A 22907-nucleotide genomic window follows, 5' to 3' on the forward strand; every position below is an offset into this window, starting at 1 on the left:
CGCCGCCCCCGTAAGCTCGGACCCCGTGCAGGGGGATGGAACAGACACCACGTCATGGCCGCGCCGCGCCACCGGCTTCCTGCTCGGCTGCCCGAGCGCCGTCCTCGCCGCGCTGTACCTGCTGCTGGCCGGTGCCGTCCTCGGCCCGTTCCTGCTCTGGCCGCGCACCCGCCCTTACGCGGCGCCGGGCCTGCTGTCGGGGGTGCGCCGGCTGGCCGCCCTGGAGCGGGCCCGGCGCAGCGCGTTCTTCGGCGACCGCTTCCCGCGCCACTACCGGGCGGACGAGGGCAGGCTGCTGCGCTACCTGGTGGTGCGCAGCGGCGGCGGGCTGGTCGCCGGGGTGGTGCTGGGGTTGCTGGTCTTCGGGCTGGCGCTGGCCGTACTGCTGGTCGGCGGGGTGCTGCGCGGCTCGCTGGGCTGGGAGGAGCTGGCGACCCAGGTGCTGCTCGGCGGGGTGCTGCTCTTCCTGGCCGTGCAGGGCCTGTTCTCGCTGGCCGCGCTGGACGCCAGGAGCGCGCGGGAGTGCTTCGGGCCGTCCGAGGCCGAGCTGCTGCGCCGCCGGATCGCCGAACTCGCCGACAGCCGGGCCGCGGTGGTGCGGGCGGTGGACACCGAGCGGCGGCGGATCGAGCGGGACCTGCACGACGGCGTGCAGCAGCGGGTGGTGGCGCTGGCGATGCTGCTCGGCCGGGCGCGGCGCGGTCTGGACCGCCACCGGGACCCGGAGCGGACGGAGGCGCTGCTGCGCCAGGCGCACGGGGAGGCGCAGGAGTTGCTGACCGAGCTGCGCGAGGTGGCCTGGCGGGCGTACCCGTCGGCGCTGGACACCCTGGGGCTGGAGGAGGCGCTGGGCGGGGTGGCCGAGCGCTGCGCCATCCCACTGCGGCTGCGCTACGAGGTGGCCGCTCCGCTCCCCGAACCAGTGCGGACCGCCGCCTACTTCGTGGTGTCCGAGTGCGTCACCAACGCGGCCAAGCACTCGGCCGCCTCGGTGATCTCGGCCCGGGTCGAGGGGACCGCCACCCTGCTCACCGTACGGGTCGAGGACGACGGAGGCGGCGGGGCGGACCCGACGGGCAGCGGCCTGACCGGCCTGCGCGGGCGGGTCGCCGCGCTGGACGGTACCCTCCACGTCCACAGCCCCGCCGGGGGGCCGACCGTCATCACCGCGGAGCTGCCATGCGCGTGACCCTCGCCGAGGACTCGACCCTGCTGCGGGAGGGCCTGGTCCGCCTGCTCGCCGAGGAGGGGCACGAGGTGCTGGCCGCGGTCGGCGACGCGACGGCGCTGACGGCGGCGGTGGCGGAGCAGCCGCCGGACATCGTGGTGGTGGACATCCGGATGCCGCCGACCCACACCGACGAGGGGCTGCGGGCCGCGGTGGAGATCCGCGAGCGGTGGCCGCAGGTCGGGGTCCTGGTGCTCTCCCAGCACATCGAACGCGGTTACGCGGCGAGGCTGTTGGACGCGGGCGCGGAGCGGGTCGGCTACCTGCTGAAGGACCGGGTGGCCGAGGTGGACGAGTTCCTGGACGCCCTGGTGCGGGTCGCGGCGGGCGGCGCGGTGATCGACCCGGAGGTGGTACGCCAACTGGTGGTGCGCACCACCCGCACCGACCCGCTGGCCCGGCTCACCCCGCGCGAGCGCAGCGTCCTGGAGGCGCTCGCCCAGGGCTGGACCAACGCCGCCATCGCGCAGCGGCTGCACGTCTCGCAGAGTGCGGTGGAGAAGAACCTCAACGCCGTCTTCGACAAGCTGGACCTGCCCCGCACCACCGACTACAACCGCCGCATCCTGGCCGTCCTGCACTACCTGGGCGCGTAGTCCCCCGCGGCGGCAGCGGCTCGGTCCGGACCGGGGTCACCGGGGTCACCGACAGCTCCGGCGACACCGACGGCACGGACCCAGACGGGGAACGGCCGGACGGGCGGCTCCTGCCCGTCGTCCTCGCCTTCCCCACCTTCCTCGCTTTCCTCGCTTTCCTCGCCCGTGAGCCTGGTCGTGCCCGGCTCCTCGTCGGCCAGGAAGTCCGCGACGATCGGCCCGAGGTCCGCCACCGGCTCGTACACGCCACCGAACGGCAGGTCGTCCGGACCGACCGATCCGGTCGAGCACCGCAGCTGCCCGGCCTGGTCGTCGTGCCAGACGTAGAACGTGGCCGGCCCGTCGTGGCCCAGCGCCCGGACCCGTTCACGGAGCAGGGCGGCGGTCCGCTCGAAGGCGTCCACCACCTCCTGGACGGTCAGCGCCCGCCGGTCCTCGACCTCGGCGTTCAGCCACCAGGTGTTGGTCTCCCACTCCACCGGGTGGTCGTCCGGCCGCAGTGCCAGCGGTTCCTCGGCCGGCTCGGCGATCCACGTCAACAGCATGGCGGCGGTATCCCCCGGCCGGGGCGGCGGCCCGGCACCCGGGGCTCGGCGCTCGGGCGCGAGGGCCCGGGTCGGGGCCCAGCACAGGTCCCAGAGCACAGGTCCCGGAGCCCGGGGCCCAGCACAGGTCCCAGAGCCCGGGGCCCTGGCTCAGGGCTCCTGCGGCGCCCGTCCCCGGATTGAGCCGTTCGGGTGGGTGACCGGGCCGCCGCCGGTGGCGCCGCCCGGCCCGGCGTCCCGGTGGGTGGCCTCCTGTGCACCGAGGGTGAGAACGCGGTCCGCCAGCGTCAGCAGGGCCCGGTCGTGGGTGATCAGGAGGGTGGTGCGCCCGGCCATCAGGCGGCGCAGCGCGGGGACGAGCTGCTCGATGGTGTGCGGGTCCAGGCCGCTGGTGGGTTCGTCCAGGATCACCACGGGCGTGTCGCGCAGGAAGGCCCGGGCGATGGCGACGCGCCGGCTCTGCCCACCGGAGAGCTGGAAGCCGTCGGCGCCGATCACCGTGCGGTAGCCCTCCGGGAGCGCTGTGACGAATTCGTGGGCCCCGGCGCTGCGGGCGGCGCGTTCGATGTCGGCGGGCGGGGCGTCCGGACGGCCGTACACGATGTTGTCGGCGATGCTCGCGTGGAACAGCGGGGCCTCCTGTGTGAGCAGCGTGACCGCTTGGCGCAGTGAGGCGAGGGTGAGGTCGCGCAGGTCCTGCCCGTCGAGGCGGACGGCGCCGGCCTGCGGGTCGAGGAAGCGGACCAGGAGCTTGGCGAGGGTCGACTTGCCGCTGCCACTGGGCCCGACGACGGCCAGGGTCTCCCCGGGGAGCAGGTCGAGGTCCAGGTCGGCGAGGACCGGCGGTCCGGGGACGCCGACGGCGCCGGGGTAGGCGGCGCGGACGCCCTCGAGGGTGATCCGGCCCTGGACCGGGCCGGTGTCCCGGGCCGTGGGGCGCTCCTGCACCGGGCTGTGGAGGTCGTGCAGCTCCAGGACGCGTTCGCCCGAGGCGCAGGCCAAGCCGGCCATCGGAATGAGGGCGGCGAGCTGCTGGACGGGCTCGAACAGCTGCGCCATGAAGGCGGCGAAGGCGAGCAGACCGCCCAGGCTGAGGTTCCCGCGGATGACCTGCAGCGCGCCGACACCCACCACGGCCAGCCCGGCCAGCAGCTGCAGCACCCCGAGGAAGGGCTGGTAGAGGCCGGAGACCCGGGCGGCGGCGAGTTCTGCGTCGAGCAGGGCCCGGCCCTCCCGGCGGACCCGTGCGACCTCGCGGCTCTCCTGGCCACACGTCCGGGTGACGGTGGCGTTGCGCAGGGATTCCTCCAGCAGCGCGGTGACCCCGCCCGCGCGGCGCTGGACCCGCCGCTCCCGACGCCGGATGACGCGCCCGAACAGCGTGCTGGACAGGACGAACAGCGGGGTGGCCAGCAGCGCGGCCACGGTGAGCGGCCAGCTCAGGTAGAAGGCGGCGCCGGTGAACAGCAGCAGGCTGACGAAGGCGACGGCGCCCTCGACCAGCCCGGTGGCCACCATCCGCTCGATCTCGGCGATGTCGAAGGTGAGCCGCGCCACCAGGTCGCCGCGCCAGCGGGTCTCCAGGGTGTCGGGGGGCAGGGTGTGCAGGTGGGCGAGGGTGTCGGTGCGCAGCCGCAGCATGTAGCGCTCGGCGATCCAGGTGCTGGCGTAGCTGCCGGCGAAGGTGAGCAGCCCGGCGACGATGGACGCCGCGAGCATGAGGACGGCGAGCGGCCAGAAGGCGGCGAAGTCCCGTGGGACGAGGACGTTGTCGATGAGGTCCTTGAACAGCCAGACCGAGACGATCTCGCCGAAGGCGCCGAGGACGAGCAGGGCCGCGCTCACCGGGAGCCAGCGCGCGTCGGGACGCACCCACGGCCAGAACCGGCGGACCAGCTCCCGCAGCGGGATGACCGGCGATTCCGCCACCGGTCCGTGGTCGTCGGCCTTGAAGGCCTTCGATGCCTTGGAGCCCTTGAAGACCTTGGGGGCCACCCGGTCACCCGGGGGCGTCACATCGCGCATGGACACGACCCATTGCTCTCGGAGACGTCGTTCCGGGATCCGGAAACGACGTTCCGGGGCGTGGACCCGTCGTTCCGGGCTGGGGACCCGCCATCCTCCGCGCGGAGGCGGCGTCGCCCCAGGACGAGGGGCCGGCGGTCGTACCGCCGACCCCTGTGATGGTGCTAGTCGGGACTATCGGGTGCAGTCCTGGCCGAAATCACCGTCACCACCAGTCGAAACCGAAACGGCGGCGGAAATCACGACGGTCAAAACCACGACCACGGTCAAAGTCACGGCCTCGGCCGTAACCTCGGCCGTAACCACGGCCGTAACCACGGCCGTAACCACCGTCCCTGTCTCCTCGACGACCGAAGTAACTCATCACGGCTTCTCTCTCTCGTCGCGTCGGCGCTCCTTACCACCCGCGACCCGCACCGACGGCGTGGGTTGCGATGACTGGAGGCCGTTGCCAGTGGTCGGACCGTTCCGGCGGCCTGTCGGCGACGCCCGGTCGGCTCCGTCCCACTACTCCAGTATCCGCCCACCGAGCGTATGCGCAGCTTCTGAGCCGATCGGATTCTGAGTCGATCCGATCGGACGACTATTCGGCCACCACTGTGGCTGGTGCCCCGCCCGTCACGTTCAGCAACTGCCGATAGGTCATCGGCACGACGGTGTGCGGGTGTCCCGCGGCCGCCCAGAGCACCTCGTGGTCCTCGAGCGCCGTGTCGACCACGGTGCGCAGCCGTGCCGGGTGGCCGGTCGGCGCGACTCCGCCGATGGCCTGGCCGGTGGCCTCGCGGACCTGGGCGGCGGTGGCGCGCTCGATCGGGCCGGTGCCCAGCCGGCGGGCCAGGTGGGCGGTGTCCACCCGGTGGGCGCCGCTGGTCATCACCAGCAGCGGTGCGCCGTCGCAGATGAACACCAGGCTGTTCGCGATGGCGCCGACGTCGCAGCCGAGCGCGGCGGCGGCCTCGGCGGCGGTGCGGGCGGAGTCGGGCAGGACGCGGATCTCGCCGGGGACGCCGGCCGCCGCCAGGGCCTCGGCGACGGCCTGACTGCGTGCAGGGAGGATGGAGGTCATCGGCCCATCATGCCTTCCGCGCCGGACGGCGCCCTCCGCACACCCGCAGGGGGCATCGAGGCGGACCTCGCGGCGCGCTCGACTCCGTGCCGACGGGCCCGGCCGAACTCTTCCCGGCGGGGCGTCACACAGTTTTCACACCCCGGCCATCCACCGGCCGCGCGTCGCATTGACACTGCGTCAAGCGAGTCGGGAGCCGCCTGCTCCGCATACACACGGTCAACGATCGAATGACATTGTGCCCACCGCGTGCACAAGCCCGGCCCAGGCAGCGAACGGGCTTTCACTCTAATCACACGGTATGACTAATATCGCTTCGTCAAAAACCCGTTCCCCGGACGGCCCGCCCCTCACCGGCCGGCCGCCAGCCCCAAGGAGTCAGCTCTGCGCGCGCGTGCGAATCGGCGGCCCCCGACGCCGAAGGGCCCCCGCAGGCGTCCACGCCTGTCCCTGCGGACGGCGCTGCTCGTCCTGGCCGTCGTCCCCAGCATCGCCCTGGTCGCCCTCTGGGCCGTGACCAGTGGTGAGACCATCGCCGACTTCCAGCGGCTGGCCGACCAGGCCACCATCGCGCAGAAGGCCGGCCAGCCGTCCAACATCGTGTACTACAACCTCCAGGAGGAGCGGCGGCTCAGCGCCGAGGCACTCGCCCGGCCCGGCTCCAACGCCGACCAGCTGCGTCATCAGCGCCAGCTGACCGACGACGCGGTGCGGCAGTTCCAGACCCTCTCCGGGGCCACCGCCGACAACGCCCCCGAAGAGGTCCGCGCCGCCGTCGTCGAGGCCCGCCAGGCCATGGGCAAGCTGGCCGAGCAGCGAGCCGCCGTCGACCGCGCCACCACCGACCAGCAGAGCGTCTACGCCTACTACACCGACCTGATCAGCGTCGACCTGCGGCTGTTCACCGCGCTCAGCCGGGTCGACACCGGCGAGGTCACCTGGCTGTCCAAGACCCTGGTCAACTCCTTCTGGGCCAAGGAGATGCTCTCCCGCGAGGACGCCATCCTGGCCCGCGGCTGGCCCACCGGGCGGCTGTCCGCCACCGACTACCAGCAGGTCCAGCAGCTGATCGGCTCCCAGGACCACCTGCTCAACATCCAGGTCCTGCCGTACATCCCGGACGCCGAGGCGCCGGCCTGGCACGAGCTGATCAACAGCCCGTCCTGGCAGGCCAAGGCCGCCGTCGAGCAGGCGCTACTCAAGCCCACCGCCGCCGACGCCGCCGGCACCGTCAAGCTCCCGGCGACCCAGGACCAGTGGCGCCAGGCCCTCGACGGGCTCAACCCGCCGCTGGTCAAGGCCATCGAGGACCGCACCAACGGCATCATCGAGGTCGCCAAGGGCGCCATCATCGGCATGCTCACCCGGGTCGTGCTGACCACCGTCATCGGCCTGATCACGGTCGTCGCGGTCGTCATCGCCTCCTGGCGGCTCAGCCGCTCGCTGCGCCGCCGCATCAAGGACCTGCACACCCAGGCCGAGGAGATGCGCAGCACCCTGCCCGAGGTGGTCGACCGTCTCGGCCGCGGCGAGCAGGTGGACGTCGAGGCCGAGAGCCGCGCCGTCACCGACGGCCCGTACGGCAGCGGCACCGACGAGCTGGCCCGGCTCGGCCAGGCGCTCAACCTGGCCCGCTCCGCCGCCCTGGAGGCCGCCGTCGGCCAGGCCGAGCAGCACCGCGGCTTCGAGCGGCTGCTCCAGCGCATCGCCCGCCGCACCCAGCTGCTGATCGGCCGCCAGCTGCGCAAGCTGGACGAGCTGGAGCGCAAGCACGACGACCCGGAGGTCCTGGAGGGCCTCTTCGACCTCGACCACCTCACCGCCCGCCTGCGCCGCTACGAGGAGAACCTCGTCATCATGGCCGGCGGCCAGCCGCAGCGGCGCTGGCGCAAGCCCGTCCCGCTGCTGGACGTGCTGCGCGCCGCGCAGGGCGAGGTCCAGGACTACCGCCGGATCTCGATCGACATCGAGGGCCACCCGTGGCTCTCCGAACGGGCCGTCGGCCCGGTGGCCCACGTGCTCGCCGAGCTGATGGAGAACGCCACCACCTTCTCCAAGCCGCCCACGCCGGTCGAGGTGCGCGCCGCCGTGGTCGGCCGCGGGCTGGCGATCGAGATCGAGGACCGGGGCCTCGGCATGGACCCGGAGCAGTACGACGCGGCCAACGAGCTGATGAGCCGCCCGCCGCGCACCGACGTGCTGGCCCGGGCCGACGACATCCGCCTCGGCTTCCACGTGGTCGCCCGGCTGGCCTCCCTGCACGGGCTGAGGATCGAGTTCCGCCCGTCCGCGTTCGGCGGCACCCGGGCGGTCGTCCTCGTCCCGGACGAGCTGGTCATCGAGGGCGACACCGGGCTGCCGGACGGCGCCGGCGGCACCGCCACCGAGCCGATCCCGCTGGTGCGCCGCTCGCGCCGGGCCGTGCGCTCGGCCTCCGACGAGGCGCCGGCCCCGGTGCCGACCGGTCCGCCGGTCGCGCCGGTGGACTCCTTCGCGCAGGGCGACTTCGCCCCGCAGGCCGCTCCGGTGCCACTGCCTCAGCCGGAACCGGCCCCGATGCCCCTTCCGGTGCGGGTGCCGCTGCGGCTGCCCTCGGCGGACGCCGGGGTGGGCGAAGGGCCGGAGACCACGCTCCAGGACGTTCCGGTGCCGCCGGCGCCGTTCCCGGCGGAACAGCCGTTCCCCACCGAGCAGTCCTACCAGGCGCAGCCGCTCCCCGCAGAGCAGCCCTACCAGGCGGCACAGCCGCCCCCCGCGGAGCAGCAGCCGTACCAGCCGCAGCAGACCCACCCGGCGTACCCGGCCGGGCAGTCCTTCGGCCCGGAGCAGTCGTACGGGTCCGAACCGTCGTACGGCGCTGAACCTTTCCACGCCCCGCAGCCGTCCTACGGGGTGGAGCAGCCCGTCCCGGCCGCTCAGCCGTCCTTCCAGCCGGAGCAGCCGATCGAGCACAGCTCCCCGGCCGACCCGGCGCCCGTCCAGGACGCCCCGGCCTACCCCGACATCGCCTACGCGCGGGTGACCGAGGCCGAGGCCCCGTACGCCGACGAGCAGTACCGCCCGGCCGACCACTACCGGCTGGCCGAGCGGCGGCAGCGTCGCGAGTACCAGACCTCGGTGCCGTTCAGCCCGGCCGAGGGCGGCCAGCCCCCGCTGCCGCAACGCGTCCGGCAGGCCAGCCTGGCGGCCGAGCTGCGGGTGCCCCCGCCGGCCGAGCCGCAGCGGGTCGAGCGGTCCGCCGAGAACGCCACGCCCGCCGGCCCGTTCCAGCGCACCGACTGCCCGGTACGGCGATCGGGTGCGGCCATCGGCGCCTTCCAGCGCCAGTCCCGCGCCGCCCGGGCCCAGGACAGCGGGGAGCACCCGCTGCCCGCCACCCCGCCGGCCCCCTCCCCCACCCCGTCCCCTTGGGCCCCTCCGGCCGCGGACTCCCGAACCACACGAACGGATGAGCAGTCATGAACCGCACGATCGCCACCCACCAGGACCTGGACTGGCTGCTGGACGGACTCGTCGACTCGGTACCCGGGACCAGGAACGCCGTCCTGCTCTCCGACGACGGTCTCGTGGTCAGCCACTCCCGCACCATCGAGCGGGCCGACGCCGAGCGCCTGGCCGCCGTCGCCACCGGCCAGCAGAGCCTGGCCCGCGGGGTCGGGGCGCTGTTCGACGGCGGCCCGGTGCACCAGGTGATCGTCGAGCTCGCCGAGTGCTGGCTGTTCGTCATCGCCGCCGCCCAGGGCACCCACCTGGCCGTGGTCGCCTCCCAGGAGGTGGACGCCGAGGTGATGTCCGTCGCGATGCACACCCTGGTGCAGCAGGTCGGACAGAAGCTCACCACCCCGGTCCGCCACGACGACGCCCCCGGCGCCCCCGGCGCCCCGGCCTCCTTCGACGCCTTCGCCGCCCGGAACCGGGGCTGACCCGGGTGGAACCGTACGGGAACGACGCCTGGGGGAACGGCCGCGACGACGGCCGGCAGGCCGGTCCGCGGTCCGGCCCCGCCTCCGACCCGCAGCCCGGTCCGCCGTCCGGCCCGCTGTCCGACCGGGAGGACCGGGACGACCGCCGGCGGCGCGGCGCGGTGCCGCACTGGAGCGAGCTGGAGGAGGAAGCGGAGGACGAGTCGGGCAGCATGGTGCGCCCGTACACGATCACCCGCGGCCGGACCGCACCCGAGCGGGACGACCTCACCCTCATCACCGTGCTCACCACGGTCGAGGAGAAGGCCGAAGCGGCCCTGGCGCGGGGCAACCGCGCCGGCGCTCGCGGCCTGCAGCCCGAGCACCGGCTGATCCTCGAAATCTGCCGGCACCCGATCGCCGTCGCCGAGGTGTCGGCGGACCTGGACCTCCCGGTCTCGGTCACCAAGATCCTGCTGGGCGACCTGGTCGCCCAGGGCCTGCTGAAGGCCCGGGCGCCGCTCTCGGTGGCCCGGGCCGCCGGGGGCGTGGACCTCAGCCTGCTCACGGCCGTACGCGAAGGACTCCGGAGACTCTGAACATGGCAACACCGCACTCCGCCGTCGGCTCCCCCGCCGCCCCGATCGCCCCGGCCGCCGTCAAGATCCTCATCGCGGGCGGCTTCGGCGTGGGCAAGACCACCCTGGTCGGCTCGGTCAGCGAGGTCACCCCGCTGCGCACCGAGGAGTACCTGACCCGGGCCAGCGTCGGCGTCGACGACCTGGCCGGCATCGACCAGAAGACCACCACCACCGTCGCGCTCGACTTCGGCCGGATCACGATCAGCCCCGAGCTGGTCCTCTACCTGTTCGGCACGCCCGGCCAGGAACGCTTCTGGTTCATGTGGAACGACCTGGTCAACGGCGCCCTCGGCGGGATCGTCATCGCCGACACCCGCCGACTGGAGACCAGCTTCGCCTCCATCGACTTCTTCGAGAGCCGGGGCATCCCGTTCGTGGTAGCGATCAACTGCTTCCACAACACCAACACCCGTACCCCCGACGAGATCCGGGCCGCGCTCGACCTCGACCCGCAGGTGCCGATGCTGCTCGGGGACGTGCGCGAGCGCGCCTTCGGTCGGGACCTGCTGCTCGCCCTGGTCGACCACCTGATGGACCTCGCCGCCACGCCCGCCGGCTGAGCCGTCCCCCTCCCCCGGCCGGACCTCCCGTGAACTTCCCTACGGAGCACCCCTCATGACCAGTCCCCTGCGCGTCCTCGTCCACGGCGGCGGCATCGGCGGCCTCACCCTCGCCACCGCCCTCGCCCAGCGCGGCCACCAGGTCGACGTCGCCGAGCTGCGCGAGCAGCTGGAGGCCCTCGGCGTCGGCATCATCCAGCCGTCCAACGCCCTGCACGTGATGCGCGAGATCGGCGTCCTGGAGGACTGCCTGGCCGTCGGCTTCGAGTGGGAGGTGCTGACCATCTGCGACCCGGCCGGCGCCACCCTCGCGAAGATCCCGCAGCCCCGGATGGGCGACGCCCCCTCCAACAACGGCATACCGCGCCCCGCGCTGGCCCGCGTCCTCGCCGACGCCGCCGCGAAGGCGGGCGTCACCGTCCGCTTCGGCACCACCATCGACACCCTGGCCGAGGACGCCGACGGCGTCGAGGTCACCCTCACCGACGGACACGCCGGCCGCTACGACCTGGTCGTCGGCTTCGACGGCATCGGCTCGCCGCTGCGCCGCCGGCTGTACGGCGAGAAGTACCTCCCCGAGTACACCGGCTTCGCCAACTGGCGGGTCACGCTGCCGCGTTCGCCCGAGGTGCGGGGCGTGGTGATGTCCTCCGGCAACCTGAGGGCGAAGGCGCTGCTCACCCCGATCAGCGCGGAGCGGATGTACCTGGGCTCGGTCTTCGCCGAGGCCGAGGACTTCCGCCCGGACCCCGAGCGCGCCCACGAGCAGCTGCGCGAGCGGCTGGCCGGCTTCGGCGGCCCGATCGCCGGGGCCCTGGCGCAGATCACCGACCCCGCCGCCGTGGTCTACACGCGGATCTCGCAGGTCACCGTCGAGGAGCCCTGGCACGTCGGTCGGATCGTGCTGGCCGGCGACGCCGCCCACGCCTCCACCCCACACCTCGCCCAGGGCGCCGCGATGGCCGTCGAGGACGCCCTCGTGCTCGCCCAGAGCCTGGACGAGGCCGACTCCGTCCCGGCCGCGCTCGCCGCCTGGGAGGAGCGCCGCCGCCCGCGCGCGATGTGGGTCCAGGCCCTGTCGCGGGCCGTCCTCAAGCAGGAGACGGGCACCCCGACCACGCCGGAGGAGGACGAGCTGCTGAAGGTCGGCATCCCCGGCGCGGCACACGTCCTGGTGCAGCCGTACTGACGGCTCCGGGCTGACGGCTCCGGGCTGACGGCTCCGGGCTGACGGCTCCGCACCGACGGCTGCGGGCTGACGGCTACGGGCTACGGGCCACGGCCGGTCACGGGCCCGGCGGGGCGCTGCGGCGCGCCGCCGGGCTCACCAGCGGCCGGCCAGCTGCAGGATCCGGTACCCGAGCCAGCCCGGCGGGACCAGCGCGAGGGCCAGCCCGGCGGTTACCAGGTCCGCCTTCCTCGTGGCGAGTTGAGCCCGCCAGGCCATCGCCCGCTGCCGCCTCCCGTCGGCCGTCAGGGCGGTGTGGATGGTGTGCGCCAGGTGCACCGTGGGCGTCGGCGGGGAGGAGATGCCCGACCGGGCCATCCACCGCCACGCCGCCGGGCCCTGGCGCTCCTTCACCGGGAACACCCGTGGGGTCCACCGGCCGTCGAAGGTGATGACGGCTCCGATCCAGTGCCCGCCGGTGACCATCTCCCTGGGCAGCAGCGGGGTGGGCAGGCTCTCGTTCAACTCGCCGGCCAGCTCCGGCAGGCCGCGCGGGGCCAGCAGGATGAGCTTCGCCGGCGGCTGCGTGGCCCTGGCCTCCCCGATCTCCCAGCGCAGCCCCTCCCCCGGCCCCAGGCGCAGGACGATCAGCTGGGACAGGTCCATCAGCCGGCGCACGGTGCCCTGCCAGTCGTCGAGCGGCAGGTAGAACCGGGCGGCGCCCAGGAGCGGCAGGGTCTCCCCCGGCCGTCCCACCGCGATCACCGGGCCCACGGCGCCCAGCGCGGCGGCGAACTGCACCTCCCGGGTGCGCAGGCCCGCCGCCGTCCGGGCGTCCTCCCGGGCGGCCGCCTCGTCGTCGAAGCTGCGCAGGTAGAGCACGGGTCTGCGGCCGTCCCGCAGCAGTGCCTGGGCGGCCCCGCGAGCCGCGTACGGGCGGGTGCGGAGCAGGACCAGGAGTCCGGCCCCCGCGGCCGCCACACCGCCGACCAGCAGCAGGAGCGACACCCTCGGCGGGAGCCCTTCGCTCCGCTCCGACGCGGCGACGGCGAGGGCTCCGCCCCCGGACAGCACGCAGCCGGCGGCCCTGGCGATCCGGACGGCGCGCCGCCAGCGCGGCTGCGGCGTGCCGTACCGGTTGACCAGCGCGACGATCTCGGCGACCCCGGACCGGCGCCGGTGGCGCAGCCACAGGGCGGGCCCGAGCAGCGCCAGCGCGACCGCCCCGCACCACCACGCCCCCACCCTGCTCCCGCGCACCTGCTCGCCCATGCCCACGTTGACCAGCAGGTGCAGCGCCGCGTAGGCCGAGGTGACCGCGACCGCCGTGATCGACCGGGAGACCACGCGGAGCCGGGACGACAACACGTCGATCCACCCCCTAGCCTTCGCGCAGCCCTTCGAGCGGTCCTTCGAGCGGTCCTGCGCGCGGCGCCCCGAGCGGCCTGTCGAGCGGCCTGTCGAGTGGCCTGTCGAGTGGCCTGTCGAGCAGCCCCGTGAGCAGGACCCTTCCATGCGATACCGCAACCGGCGGACCGTCATGCGTGTGCGACCGGTACCGGTTTCCCGGCGCACGCCCCGGGCGGGCGGTCTTGTGCCCGCGCCGGGTCGCGGTACAGGCTGACGGCCGACCCGGCCAGTCGACGCCCTGGAGGTCCGGTGCCGTCCCTGTTCCGCATGCTCGACCTGCACGAGGCCGTGGAGCACGAACGGCAGCACCCCGGAGGGCGGCTGTTCGTCTCCGACTACAACGGCGGGCACCCGTTCGTCGCCGACTACCTCGGCCCGCTCGCCCACACCCCGCCGTACCTGCTCGGCGACGTCACCCGCTACTCGGCGATCGACGAGGACCGCGCCCTGCGGGCCAAGATCGCCCGGCTGCACAGCACGTACGACGAGGTGGAGTACGGGCCGGAGCGGGTGATCCCAGCGGGCGGCTCCACCAGCCTGCTCGGCACCTTCTGCACCTGGCTGCAGCTGAGCGGTGTGCGACGCGTCCACTACCTGCCGCCCGTCTACTACAAGTTCGCCTACTTCTTCCGGCAGTTCGGCATCGAGCCGGTCCGGGTGAGCGAACTGCACGCCCGACAGGAGGGCTTCGCACCGGAGTTGCCCGACGAGCGGACGGTGCTCCTGCTCACCGATCCGCTCTGGTACGCCGGGCAGCCGGTCCCGGCCGGGGTGATCGAGCGGATCGGCGAGTGGCAACGGGCCACCGGGTCACTGGTGTTCGTGGACGGCACCTTCCAGTACCTGCGCTGGGACGGCGGCCGCCGCGAGGAGAGCGCCGCCCTGCCGGCCGACCTCACGGTGCGGCTGGTGTGCCCCACCAAGTACCTGTCCATCCACGGCTACCGCTGCGCCCACCTGCTCGTCCCCGAACGGCTGCGCGAGCCGCTCGCCGACCTCCACATCAACCTGCACGGGGACGTCACGGTCGCCGACCGCCTGTTCGCCCACCGCGCCGCCGACCTGATGCTCGACGGGGAGGGCAACCGGCGGCTGGTGGAACACATCCGGGCCAACCACCGGCGGATCCTCGACAGCGGCGCGCTGCGGGACTGCGCGCCGGTGGACACCGGGTACTTCCTGTTCGCCCGGGTCGCCGCCCCGGCCGCCCGGCTGCTCGCGCTCGACGAGCGGCACTTCGAACTCACCGGCCACGAGGGGTTCGTACGGATCAACCTGCTGAACGAGGCGGCGCTGGACGGGCTGACGGCTCCGGACCTGCTGGCGGCTCCGGGCGGGCCTGCGGAGTCGGCCGGGCCGACGGTGTCGGGCGGGCCGGCGGCACCGGCCGGCTGATCTGGTCCCGGCGGTCCCACACCGCCTTGGAGATCCGGGCGAGCAGCCGGGCCGCCGGATCGGTGCGGTCGGTGCCGTCGGCGAGCCGGCCGGTGTAGCAGACGGCGATCAGGTAGGGCGGGCAGTCGGCCGGCTGGACCAGCCCGACGCCGAGCCGGACACCGGGGAACCAGCCGTTCTTGAAGGCGATCCGGGTGTTGGAGGGCAGGCCGGCGGCCAGGTCCACCCGGAACTCGTTGCACTCGAGGAGGGCGAGGAGTTCCGGCTCCCCGGCGAGCGAGCGCAGCAGTCGCACCAGGTCGTGGGCGCTCACCCGGTTGTGCACGCCCTGGGCACGCGCCGCGTAGTCCTCGATGCCGCGCGGGGTGGAGCTGTGCGTGGCCCCGGCGCGGCGCCACACGTCGGTGACGGCCTGCTGGGTGGTGCGGGCCAGGCAGATGTTGGTGGCCAGGTTGGAGGAGTGGGTGATCATCCGCTCGGCGAGCAGGCGCAACGGCACGTGGGTGCCGAGCAGTTCCCAGGGCAGCGGATCGCTGTCCCAGTCCGGGTCGTTGCCGAACTCGCCGCCCACGACGGACTCGAAGCGGTTCACCACCGGCACCTCGGCGTCGAGGTTCGCCCCGCTGCGGCAGAGCGCCGCGAGCACCGCGACCTTCATCGTGCTGGCGGCGTCGTGAAGTTCGTCCGGGTTGTGGACGAACACCGGCTCCGCTCGTTCCGCCCAGGGGGCCACCACCACAGAGAGCATGGGGGAAGGGTAGGGGAGGTCGGGGCCGGACCTCGACGGTTGCGGCACACGACACGAACCCGGCGCTCCCGCGCGGCGCCGCGGACGCGACGCTTTCACCCGTTCGCGTTCCTCCCCGGCAGCCGGCGGCCGGTGGTCCTGCGCGGCTGCCGCACGACGACGCGGCCGTGGCGCTTGGTGCCGACCAGCTCCACGCGCAGGGTGGTCGGCACACCGGAATCCGGCGCCCGGCGGTCCCTGACCCTGCTGAACTCCAGTGCCAGGCCGTCGGAATCGACCACGATGCCCGGCCGGGTGATCAGCGTCAGGGTCTTGCCCTCCATGTCCAGGTCGATCCGCAGGGTGTCCTGGGTGATCACCGCCTGGGTGAAGTCGAGGGTCACGTCGCACCACTCCACAACGAGCTCCAGCCGGCGCGGCACCACCCAACGGCCCTCCCGCCGGACCGGGCTCCACCGCTGGTCGATCCGCAGGACGTCCTTGACCTCCGCCACCACCCCGTCGGCGGAGACCGACACGGCCGGCAAGTCGGCGGTGAGCCCCGCCAGTTCACCGAGTGTCCGGGCCGACAGCGCGACCTCCAGGCGCTCGTCCAGCTCGTCCGGGGTCAGCCGGCCGTCGCCCGCCGCGACCCGCAGCAGCTCGGCCACCCGGTCCCGGTCGGCGTGCGAGGCCCGCAGTGCGGACTGCGGGCCGTGGCCGGCCTGCGTCCCGGCTGGCACGATCTCTCCCGGCATGGTCCCCGTCCTGAACTCGACGATGGTCTTCGCGCGTTGGGCAGCGGCGCGAACGGGAACTCACGATATATCGCGATAGGGCTTCTCGCCAGGCCCGCGCTCAGCGGGGCGTGCCGCGGGCGGCCCGCGGGCTCACCCGCATGCGGATGTCGTCGGCGGCCCAGAGGACGAACCGCTCGACCGGGACCACCCGGTGGCCCGGTTCGGGCCGGAAGCGGAGCCGCTTGAGCAGCACGGCCAGCAGCACCCGGGCCTCCAGCGTGGCCAGGCCCGCCCCCTCGCAGCCGCGCGGGCCCAGACCGAACGGGATCCAGGCCAGCCGGGGGCGCCCCGCCGACTCCTCGGGGGTGAAGCGTTCGGGCCGGAACCGCTCGGGCTCGGGCCAGTACACGGGGTTCAGGTGGACGGCCAGGATCGGGAGGAGGACCACCGCCCCGGCGGGGACCAGGTACTCGCCGACGGCCAGCGGTTCGGCGGTCAGCCGGGCGCCGTACGGGCCGGGCGGGTAGCGGCGCAGCGACTCGCGCAGCACCATCCCGAGGTACGGCAGCCGCGGCAGGTCGGCGTGGTCGGGCACCGGGCGCTCGCCGAGGACGCGGTCGAGCTCCTCGGTGACGCGCGCGGCCGCCTCCGGGTGGGCGGCGAGCAGGTGCAGGGTCCAGGAGACGGCGACGCCGGTGGTGTGGTGGGCGGCCAGCATCACCGTCAGGACGGTGTCGCGGATCCGCGCGGGGCTCTCGCCCGCCGCGACGAGGGCGGCGATCAGGTCGCTGCGCTCGCCGGGGCCGCCCCCGGCCCCGGCGCCGGCCCCGTGCGCCGCGACGACCCGGTCGACCGTCTCGCGCAGGAGGGCGAGCGCCCGCGCGGCGCGCTCGGCACGCTCGGCTCGTTCGGTACGCCGTTCCCGGCCCTGCCCGGCGGGCGCCGGGTAGAGGCGCTCCAACTGGTCGGTGAGCACCGCCTCGAAGGCCTCGACCACACCGTCCGGGTCCTCGACCTCGCCGCCCAGGGCGTAGCCGCAGATCATCCGCAGGGACGTCCTGGCGAGCTCCCGCTGGAGCTCGACGGGCCGGCCGGCGGGCAAGGCGGCCCAGCGGTCGGCGAGTTCGGCGGCCAGGGCCGCGAAGAGGTCGAAGTGCCGTTCGTACGAGGGCCGTCCGGCCAGGACGGTGAGCAGCAGCCGGCGCCACGGGTCGTGCTCGGCGGCCGGGAGCACCTGGAGGTTGTCCGCCTCGAACAGCGGGTCGAGGAAGGAGAACAGCCGCCGCGGCCGCTCGTCGAGGTGGACGACCGCCTCCAGCAGCACCGGGTCGGCGATCGACACGGCGGTCTCCGCGCCGGGCAGTCGGAACCGTACGACCGGGCCGTACTCGGCGTGCAGCCACAGCTGGTAGGTGTGCAGTCCGCCCGCCCGCGCGATGGCGCCCGCGCCGTCGTCCGCTTCGGGCTCGGGGCCGGGGATCTCCATCGGACCTCCTCGTCGCAGCGTGGCAAGCGCGACGGAGTGGGAAGTCGGCCGGGCCGACTTCCCACTCCTCTGGCCTGCCACGGCGTCAGTTGACGAATGACCTGGGTCAGTTGACGAAGTAACTGAATCCGACCGTCGCCGCGGTCATCCCGGCGGCGATCTCGCGTGTCAGTGCCCCCTGGCAGTTCGCCGCGGAGTACACGTCGACCGTCGAGTCCGTGAGGTTCTGGACGACGACCGGCGACACGGTCGGGTAACACCCCCGTGCCGGGTTCTGGTGGGCCACCCCGTTCACCACCAGCACCCCCGTGGCCGCCTGGGCAGGCACGGCGAGCGCGAGCACTCCGGCGGCGGCCAGCATCCCGACCGCTGCGATCCGACGACGCATGACTGTTCTCCCTTCCGAGGGCGCGCAACCGGTGACGGCGCCCTTCCGGGTCATGGATTCCCCGGCCGCCCTGTCCATGTCAGAACAGCGGCCGCAATCCCCCGAAGCGACGACAGCGCCGCCCCCCGGAGGGTCATGCCTGCTCGGGGTGCGCCTCTCCGGCCGGCAGGGCCCGGACGGCGCGGGCGATGTCCGTGCGCAGCCCGTCGAGGGTGTGGTCGGGACCGAGGATCATGCGGCGGAGCTGGGGCATGGCGAGGCTCCAGCCGACCATGCCGAGCGTGAGGAACAGCCGCGCCCGGGGGTCGTCCGCTGGTCACCGTGCTGCTGGCCGTCACGGGCTGCGCGCTGCTGGCCGCCGGACTCGCCCCCGCCGCCGGGCGCGCCGCGATCCACGAGTTCATCGCCTCCGTCCTGCCCGGCTTCCGCCCCTTCCTGGGGCTGACGCCCCTGGAGGCGCACACCGTCGGCAACCACGTCGCGGTCTCCTGGCGGGGCGCGGCCGTCGCCCTGGACGGCAGGCCGGTCAACTGGTCCGGCATCAACGTCTACGAGCTGGACGACACCGGGCTCATCCGGGAGGCCAGGGCGTACTTCAACAGCGCCGTGTTCCGGGCCCAGCTCGCCGGCTGACGACGCTCGGCACGTACGGCCGGGCCGGGGGCGACTCCGGCCCGGCCGTCCGCCGTCAGCCGTCAGCCGTCCAGCAGGTGCAGGGCCTGCCGCAGGTTGTGCTCGGCGATGCCGGCCATCGCCTCGCGGGCCGGGAAGTCCCCGTCGAGCAGGCGCAGCGGTCCCGCCGTCAGCGAGAGGCGCTGCGCCAACGCGTAGAGGGCGAGCCGGTCCTCGTCCAGGCCGTCCGCCGCCAGCGGGCGGTAGTCGGCCTCGGGCAGGCGGATCCGCAGGAAGACGTGCTCCCACTCGGCGTCGAAGTACATCGTGCCCTCGACGTCGATCAGCACCGGCCGGCCTTCGGCGTCCACCAGGACGTGGTCGGGCCCGAGTTCGCCGTGCACCACGCCGTACTCGGCGCGGGGCCGCACCGCCGCCGCCAGGGCCCGCAGCCGTTCCACGAACCGGTCCCGGGCTTCCGCGATCCGGGGGTCGCGGGCCGCCGCCTCCGCGAGGTCGCGCAGCGCGCGGTCCAGCACGACGCCCTCGCAGGACAGGCCGTGCGATGCTCCTCCCCCGTCGACGACCGCCACCTTCCCGTAGCCGGACGCCCGGTGGCCGCGCATGGCCTCCAGTGCCTCGCCGAGCCGGGCCAGCACCGGGGCGGCGGCGCGCGGGTCGCGGGCGAGCAGCTTCTCCAGGCTCTCGCCGGGGACGTCCTCGACGATCGCGAGGTCACCCGTGCCCGGGGCGCCGTCCAGGTCCCCGGCGCGCCGGACGAACCGGAGCGCCGGGACCCGGACGCCGAGCGCGGCCAGCCGTGCGTGCGCGGCCTCGAACAGGTCGAGCCCGAGGCCGGGCGAGAACGGGTCGGCGAGGTCGTCGTCGCCCTCGGCCGCCGGCCAGTAGTTCTCGGCGCCGGCCCAGCGGTAGGCGATCGCCGTCGTCCCGTCGTCCGTGAAGAGGCGGTACACGCCCTTCTTGCTGCCGCCCGCCAGCCGTTCGACCGACGCCAGTCGCCGCCCGGCGCCCAGCGCGGCCCGCGCCGCACCCGCCAACAGCTCCCGCACCACTGCCCGCCTCTCCCCGGCCGCCCCCGCCCGGGCCGGCGCTCCTGGTCGCCGACCGCCCGACTGCCTACTGCCTACTGCCCACTGCCCACTGCCCACTGCCGGATGTGGCGGCTCAGGTCACCGGCCAGGGTGATCCGCACCCGCCGCTCCGCGAACCGCCGGCGGCCGTCCTCCCCGCGCGCGAAGCGGTCGTCGTACCGACCGGCGGCGACGGTCTGCAGCGGCAGCTCGGGCAGTGCCTGCAGCACGGTGACGTACGAGCGGGCGACCGCCGTCCCCGCGCGCTCGTCGACCTCGACCACCACGTTGGTCGTGACGTGCTGGGTCCGCGGCCTGCCGTCGGCGTGGACGACGATCATCCCGCGGAACATCGCCTCGATCGCCTCGCTCCCGCTCACCGGCTCCCCACCGCCGACGAAGACGGCGTCGGAGAGCAGGGCGCCGAGCCCCGCGAAGTCGCCGTCGTCGACGAGTTCGGCGTAGCGCGCGATCAGGCCCTCGATCGCCCGTGGCTCTGCACCGGGTCGGCAGGTGCGGACATGCGCTCCCCCAGGGTTCGTGCGGCGGTCATCTCGCCCAGCCCTCGCGCATCGTGATCCTGCGCCGGAAAATCACTGGCGGGGCGGTGCCGCCGGCGGTCGAACCGGCCGGGCGTCCCGACCCGACAGCCCCTACGCCAGCCGGGAGATCTCGGCGGCGACGGCCTCCGGTTCGGCGGCGACGGTGACGCGGGCGATGCCGTCCAGGCCCGGGTGGGCGCCGACCCGGACGGAGTGCCGCGCGTTGCGCAGCAGGTCGAGGTCGTTGATGTCGTTGCCGAAGGCGTCGTAGGCGTCGATCCCCAGCGAGGTCAGCGCCTCCCACTTGTTGGTGGTGCCCGGGGCGAAGTCGATGATCGCCTCGTCGAGGTGGTGGTTGACGTTCAGTCCGAGCGCGCGGCAGGCGTCGGCGAGGCCCGGGAGGTCGGTCGCCTCGACCACCAGGAACTTGACCACGGCGGGGAGTTCGGCGAGCTCCACCCGGCGGGCGAGGCCGCCCTGGTCGACCCGGCCGCAGATCGGGTGGTCGGCCGGTCCGGTGTAGGCGTAGTCCCAGGGGCCGTCGGCGAGGTAGCCCGCCCGGAACCGCTCCACCTCGCCCAGCAGCCGGCCGAGTTCGCCGGTCTCGAACGCGGTCCGCGCCCGCACCTGGCCGTCGACGGAGACCAGGCTGCCGTTGCCGCCGATCAGCGTGGCGGTGGGGAAGGCCCCGTCGAGGACGGGCAGGAGGTCGCGGACCGGCCGGGCGGAGGCGAAGACCAGCTGGTGACCGGCCCGCTCGCAGGTGTCGAGAGCGGCGAGGATCCTGCTGTCGATCGTCCTCCCGTCGAAGCAGAGCGTGCCGTCGATGTCGAAGACCATGGTGCGGGCGTCGGAGGAGATCATCGGGTGATGCTATCCGGCCGGGTGCGTGCCCGGTCCACCGCCCGTCGTCCGCCCGGGCGCTCCTACCAGTAGTCGGCCATCAGCTCGTGGTCCACCGTCATGGCGGCCCGGTCCAGCGCGGGCAGGCCCAGGTGGTCGCAGATCAGGGCGGTGAGCCGCTGTTCGCGGTCCCGGGCCCCGGAGCACTCGCCCCTGGGGTCGAGCCCGGCCTCCGTGACGAGGGAGACCAGCCCGTCGGGCAGGTACTCCTCGGTGAACAGGGTGTTCTCGTAGCTGACGGAGAAGGAGAACCGGCCGTCCCTGAAGTGGTACGCCTCCGGGCCGTGGGCCTTGCCGATGCAGGGGTTGGGCACGAACACCGCCAGCTCGGCGTCCTCGGGGCAGAGCCTGCGGTAGTCGACGACGCCGTAGTCGTCGCGGGCGTGGTCGAACAACGGGTGCACGATCACGCCCCAGTCGCCGGGCGCCGGGTCCCCGCCCCGGGCGAACGGCGGGCGGCGCTGGGCGATCAGCCCGTCGGCCACGGCGGCCGGGGTGGTGCCCTTGAAGTACAGCAGGACGGTCTCGTCCTCGCCGTGGTGCCGTCCGCGCAGCCAGTCGATGGGGCCGCAGTGGATCCAGTCGTGGTCGGTCATGACCGGCACCGTAACCCTCGGCACCGACACCGCCCGCCGGGTGCGACGAACGCGGCCCCCTCCCGCCGGGGGCGGCCCACCGCCGGGTACCGTACGGCCGTGAACAACGCGACGCCTCCCGGGTGGTACCCGGTCCCCGGTCCGGACGGCGCCCCCGGCCACGAGCGCTGGTGGGACGGCACGGCCTGGACCAGCGACGTCCGGCCGGTCCGGGGCGGCGGCTACGGCTACCCGGGCCAGGAGACGCACTCCGGGCCCCAGGCCTACCCGGCACAGCAGCCCTACCCGGCGCATCAGGCCTACCCCGCCCACCCCGCGCAGCCGCAGCCGTACCCCGCCGCGACCTACGGCCACCCGGGCCCCGGCTACCCCGACCCCGGCTACCCGCCCGTGGCCCCCGCCCCGAAGCGGGTCAAGCCGGGTGTGGTGATCGCCGTCGCGGTCGCCGTCCTGGCGGTCGGCGGCGGCATCGCCGGGCTCGCGCTCAGCCACGGCGGCGACCCGGTGGCGGACCCGACCACCGACCCCACCGTCTCCGTCAGCCGCAGCACCGAACCGACGACGAGCCCCACCCCCACCCTCACCCCCACCCCGAAGCCGTCCACGCCCAAGCCCGCCCCGGTCCTCAGGAGCACCGTCGCGGACCAGCAGCACTCGATCACCCTCCCGGTGTTCGAGGGCTGGGAGGTGGCGGCGAAGGACACCTCGCAGTGGTCGGTCTACCTCGGCAGCGGCCGCTACACCTGCGCGAACGGCAAGCCCTGCATCCGCGGCCGGTTCTCGGTGGAGAAGAACACCATCCAGGGTGACACCCCCAAGGCGGCGGCCGACGCCGCCATGCCGGCCGTCGCCAAGCAGATCTTCAGCGGGATGACCTCGCAGACCGACTACGGCTCGGGCAGCCTCGCCGTGGCCGGCGTGGCCGGCTACGCCACCCGCTGGCACATCACCAACGCCGACGGCTCCCAGGGCTACGTCCTGCTGGCCGCCCTCCCCGCGAAGGGCGGCGGCTACGTGGTCTTCGACGGCGGCGTGGACGACGACCCGGCCGCCCCGGACGTCTCGGTGCTGGACCAGATCCTCCTGGGGGTCAAGAAGGACGACGCCCCGACCGCCGGCACCTGACGCCGCGTTCCGGGGCCCGGCGGCCGGTCGGCTCCACGGCCGCCGAAGCGCTCCGGGAGCCGCCTGGCGCGGAGAGGACCGGCTCCGACGAGGTACGGCCCGGGGAGCGCGCCCGGGCACCGTGGTCCCGCGTCCGCCGCATCCTCCTTCGAGACGAACGC

At 74.3% G+C, this 22907-nt stretch carries 21 protein-coding genes and 1 pseudogene; 10 read left to right on the forward strand and 12 right to left on the reverse strand.

The window, feature by feature from the left end:
• The first annotated feature begins 25 nt into the window (after window positions 1–25).
• The gene (locus tag ACIQ87_RS02805) at window positions 26–1189 is read left to right on the forward strand and encodes a sensor histidine kinase (protein WP_402400534.1); all 1164 of its coding nucleotides are present in this window, start codon (window positions 26–28) and stop codon (window positions 1187–1189) included.
• On the forward strand, window positions 1180–1824 hold the full coding sequence (locus tag ACIQ87_RS02810; protein WP_392913757.1) for a response regulator: 645 nt from the start codon (window positions 1180–1182) through the stop codon (window positions 1822–1824). Before ACIQ87_RS02805 ends, ACIQ87_RS02810 begins: the two co-directional genes overlap by 10 nt.
• Here ACIQ87_RS02810 and ACIQ87_RS02815 read toward each other — a convergent pair.
• From ACIQ87_RS02815 to ACIQ87_RS02825, 3 genes are all read right to left on the reverse strand, one after another.
• Entirely contained in the window at window positions 1809–2369 is a 561-nt protein-coding gene (locus ACIQ87_RS02815) for a hypothetical protein (RefSeq protein ID WP_402400538.1), read from the reverse strand. The two genes, ACIQ87_RS02810 and ACIQ87_RS02815, sit on opposite strands and share 16 nt — an antisense overlap.
• Before the next feature lie 150 nt (window positions 2370–2519).
• Entirely contained in the window at window positions 2520–4394 is a 1875-nt protein-coding gene (locus ACIQ87_RS02820; RefSeq protein WP_402400919.1) for an ABC transporter ATP-binding protein, read from the reverse strand.
• Between the two features lie 583 nt (window positions 4395–4977).
• Entirely contained in the window at window positions 4978–5460 is a 483-nt protein-coding gene (locus ACIQ87_RS02825; protein ID WP_402400541.1) for a YbaK/EbsC family protein, read from the reverse strand.
• Window positions 5461–5973: 513 nt separating this feature from the next.
• On the opposite strand from ACIQ87_RS02825, the gene ACIQ87_RS02830 reads away from it, so the two are divergent.
• The 5 genes from ACIQ87_RS02830 to ACIQ87_RS02850 are packed head-to-tail and all read left to right on the forward strand — an operon-like array spanning window position 5974 to window position 11752.
• On the forward strand, window positions 5974–8922 hold the full coding sequence (locus ACIQ87_RS02830; protein ID WP_402400544.1) for a nitrate- and nitrite sensing domain-containing protein: 2949 nt from the start codon (window positions 5974–5976) through the stop codon (window positions 8920–8922).
• On the forward strand, window positions 8919–9383 hold the full coding sequence (locus tag ACIQ87_RS02835) for a roadblock/LC7 domain-containing protein (protein WP_402400546.1): 465 nt from the start codon (window positions 8919–8921) through the stop codon (window positions 9381–9383). The genes ACIQ87_RS02830 and ACIQ87_RS02835 overlap by 4 nt, the downstream gene beginning before the upstream one ends.
• 5 nt (window positions 9384–9388) lie before the next feature.
• Window positions 9389–9961, forward strand: a complete 573-nt coding sequence (locus tag ACIQ87_RS02840; protein ID WP_402400548.1) for a DUF742 domain-containing protein — start codon at window positions 9389–9391, stop codon at window positions 9959–9961.
• A gap of 2 nt (window positions 9962–9963) precedes the next feature.
• Complete coding sequence (locus tag ACIQ87_RS02845) at window positions 9964–10563, forward strand: GTP-binding protein (RefSeq protein ID WP_402400550.1); 600 nt, start codon at window positions 9964–9966, stop codon at window positions 10561–10563.
• 55 nt (window positions 10564–10618) lie between these two features.
• The gene (locus ACIQ87_RS02850) at window positions 10619–11752 is read left to right on the forward strand and encodes an FAD-dependent monooxygenase (protein WP_402400553.1); all 1134 of its coding nucleotides are present in this window, start codon (window positions 10619–10621) and stop codon (window positions 11750–11752) included.
• A gap of 135 nt (window positions 11753–11887) precedes the next feature.
• Here ACIQ87_RS02850 and ACIQ87_RS02855 read toward each other — a convergent pair whose 3' ends face one another.
• The gene (locus ACIQ87_RS02855; protein ID WP_402400556.1) at window positions 11888–13096 is read right to left on the reverse strand and encodes a transferase; all 1209 of its coding nucleotides are present in this window, start codon (window positions 13094–13096) and stop codon (window positions 11888–11890) included.
• Between the two features lie 312 nt (window positions 13097–13408).
• On the opposite strand from ACIQ87_RS02855, the pseudogene ACIQ87_RS02860 reads away from it, so the two are divergent.
• A pseudogene (locus ACIQ87_RS02860) lies at window positions 13409–14368 on the forward strand (aminotransferase class I/II-fold pyridoxal phosphate-dependent enzyme); the annotation flags it as partial.
• 43 nt (window positions 14369–14411) lie between these two features.
• Here the strand turns inward: ACIQ87_RS02860 and ACIQ87_RS02865 are convergent.
• The 4 genes from ACIQ87_RS02865 to ACIQ87_RS02880 form a co-directional block, all read right to left on the reverse strand.
• Window positions 14412–15284 (reverse strand): serine hydrolase, encoded by an 873-nt coding sequence (locus tag ACIQ87_RS02865; protein ID WP_402400559.1) that lies wholly within the window; start codon window positions 15282–15284, stop codon window positions 14412–14414.
• Window positions 15285–15379: 95 nt separating this feature from the next.
• Complete coding sequence (locus ACIQ87_RS02870) at window positions 15380–16021, reverse strand: DUF1707 domain-containing protein (RefSeq protein WP_402400562.1); 642 nt, start codon at window positions 16019–16021, stop codon at window positions 15380–15382.
• Between the two features lie 100 nt (window positions 16022–16121).
• The gene (locus ACIQ87_RS02875) at window positions 16122–17489 is read right to left on the reverse strand and encodes a cytochrome P450 (RefSeq protein ID WP_402400565.1); all 1368 of its coding nucleotides are present in this window, start codon (window positions 17487–17489) and stop codon (window positions 16122–16124) included.
• A 106-nt stretch (window positions 17490–17595) separates the two neighbouring features.
• Window positions 17596–17877, reverse strand: coding sequence for a hypothetical protein (locus tag ACIQ87_RS02880; protein ID WP_402400568.1), 282 nt, complete (start codon window positions 17875–17877; stop codon window positions 17596–17598).
• A 321-nt stretch (window positions 17878–18198) separates the two neighbouring features.
• On the opposite strand from ACIQ87_RS02880, the gene ACIQ87_RS02885 reads away from it, so the two are divergent.
• Window positions 18199–18510 (forward strand): nuclear transport factor 2 family protein, encoded by a 312-nt coding sequence (locus ACIQ87_RS02885; protein ID WP_402400570.1) that lies wholly within the window; start codon window positions 18199–18201, stop codon window positions 18508–18510.
• Window positions 18511–18572: 62 nt separating this feature from the next.
• Here the strand turns inward: ACIQ87_RS02885 and ACIQ87_RS02890 are convergent, their stop codons facing one another.
• From ACIQ87_RS02890 to ACIQ87_RS02905, 4 genes are all read right to left on the reverse strand, one after another.
• The gene (locus tag ACIQ87_RS02890) at window positions 18573–19562 is read right to left on the reverse strand and encodes a phosphotransferase family protein (RefSeq protein WP_402400573.1); all 990 of its coding nucleotides are present in this window, start codon (window positions 19560–19562) and stop codon (window positions 18573–18575) included.
• Window positions 19563–19633: 71 nt separating this feature from the next.
• The gene (locus ACIQ87_RS02895; RefSeq protein WP_402400921.1) at window positions 19634–20065 is read right to left on the reverse strand and encodes a nuclear transport factor 2 family protein; all 432 of its coding nucleotides are present in this window, start codon (window positions 20063–20065) and stop codon (window positions 19634–19636) included.
• A gap of 168 nt (window positions 20066–20233) precedes the next feature.
• Window positions 20234–20986 carry an HAD hydrolase family protein gene (locus tag ACIQ87_RS02900; protein ID WP_402400575.1) on the reverse strand — a complete coding sequence of 251 codons (753 nt, stop codon included), beginning with the start codon at window positions 20984–20986 and terminating at the stop codon, window positions 20234–20236.
• Between the two features lie 62 nt (window positions 20987–21048).
• The gene (locus ACIQ87_RS02905) at window positions 21049–21621 is read right to left on the reverse strand and encodes a hypothetical protein (protein ID WP_402400577.1); all 573 of its coding nucleotides are present in this window, start codon (window positions 21619–21621) and stop codon (window positions 21049–21051) included.
• Window positions 21622–21720: 99 nt separating this feature from the next.
• Here ACIQ87_RS02905 and ACIQ87_RS02910 point away from each other — a divergent pair, with 99 nt between their 5' ends.
• Window positions 21721–22746, forward strand: coding sequence for a DUF2510 domain-containing protein (locus tag ACIQ87_RS02910; RefSeq protein ID WP_402400580.1), 1026 nt, complete (start codon window positions 21721–21723; stop codon window positions 22744–22746).
• The last annotated feature ends 161 nt before the right edge of the window (window positions 22747–22907 follow it).

Origin of the sequence: Kitasatospora sp. NPDC096204 (assembly GCF_044763205.1) — a bacterium.
Classification (GTDB): Bacteria; Actinomycetota; Actinomycetes; order Streptomycetales; family Streptomycetaceae; genus Kitasatospora.